This window comes from Rhodopseudomonas sp. BR0C11 (assembly GCF_010820945.1).
GTDB lineage: Bacteria > Pseudomonadota > Alphaproteobacteria > Rhizobiales > Xanthobacteraceae > Rhodopseudomonas > Rhodopseudomonas palustris_H.
Map to the genome: position 1 here is coordinate 1 of NZ_QTKI01000685.1, position 1417 is coordinate 1417.

Genomic DNA, 1417 nt, shown 5'->3' on the forward strand with positions numbered 1-1417 from the left:
GCCTCGCGTGCATTGATCTGCGGCGCTTCGGCCGGACGCGGCTTCGGCAGCGGCACATGCTCTCGCGCGCCGGCGGCCGAGGTGCCGCCTGCAACCAGCGCGATCATCAGGACCCAGAATGGCGCTTTGCCGCGGAGCGCCTGAAAACAAGACCGTTTTCCGCAAAGCGGGTAAGCGCTAAAGTCAGCACCAATCCCAAGGGGATAACGAACAGGAGGAAAATTCGGATGCTTGGACTGATGCAAGACTGGCCTTTGCTGTGTCATCGGATCATCGAGCACGCGGCCCGGATCCACGGCAACCAGGAGGTGGTCACCCGCTCGGTCGAGGGTCCGATCGTCCGTACCACCTATGCGCAGATCCATCAGCGGGCACTGAAAGTCAGCCAGATGCTGGATCGCGCCGGCATCAAGCTCGGAGACCGCGTCGCGACGATCGCCTGGAACACCGCCCGGCATTTGGAATGCTGGTACGGCATTATGGGAATCGGCGCGATTTGCCATACGGTCAATCCGCGGCTTTTTCCGGACCAGATCGCCTGGATCGTGAACCACGCCCAGGACCGGGTGATGATCACCGATCTCACCTTCGTTCCGGTGCTGGAGAAGATCGCCGACCAGATTCCGAGCGTGGAGCGCTTCGTCGTGCTCACCGACGCCGAGCACATGCCGCAGACCACGCTGAAGAACGCGATCGCGTATGAAGAGTGGCTGAAGGAAGCCGACGGCGACTTCGCGTGGAAGACCTTCGACGAGAACACCGCGGCGGCGATGTGCTACACCTCGGGCACCACCGGCGATCCGAAGGGCGTGCTGTATTCGCACCGCTCCAACGTGCTGCACGCGCTGATGGCCAACAATCCGGACGCGCTCGGCACCCGTGCCGCCGACACCATGCTGCCGGTGGTTCCGCTGTTCCACGCCAATAGCTGGGGCATCGCGTTCTCGGCGCCGTCGATGGGCACCAAGCTGGTGATGCCCGGCGCCAAGCTCGATGGTGCGTCCGTCTATGAGCTGCTGTCGACCGAGAAGGTCACCCACACCGCCGGCGTGCCGACCGTGTGGCTGATGCTGCTGCAATATATGCAGAAGGAAAAGCTGACGCTGCCGCATCTGAAGATGGTGGTGTGCGGCGGCTCGGCGATGCCGCGCTCGATGATCAAGGCGTTCGTCGACATGGGCGCCGAAGCCCGCCACGCCTGGGGCATGACCGAGATGAGCCCGCTCGGCACGCTCGCCACGCTGAAGCCACCGTTCGACCAGACCACCGGCGACGCCCGGCTCGACGTGCTGGCGACCCAGGGCTACCCGCCGTTCGGCGTCGAGATGAAGATCACCGACGACGCCGGCAAGGATCAGCCGTGGGACGGCAAGACCTTCGGCCGGCTGAAAGTGTCGGGCCCGGCGGTCGCCCAGGC

General features: G+C 64.6%; 1 protein-coding gene and 1 pseudogene. One reads left to right on the forward strand and one right to left on the reverse strand.

Annotated features, from left to right (window positions below):
- Positions 1-245: pseudogene (locus DYI24_RS28495) on the reverse strand (hypothetical protein); the annotation flags it as partial.
- Here DYI24_RS28495 and DYI24_RS26570 point away from each other — a divergent pair.
- The coding region (locus tag DYI24_RS26570; protein WP_164574453.1) for a long-chain-fatty-acid--CoA ligase at positions 228-1417 on the forward strand (1190 nt) is incomplete at its 3' end. The pseudogene DYI24_RS28495 and the gene DYI24_RS26570 overlap by 18 nt on opposite strands.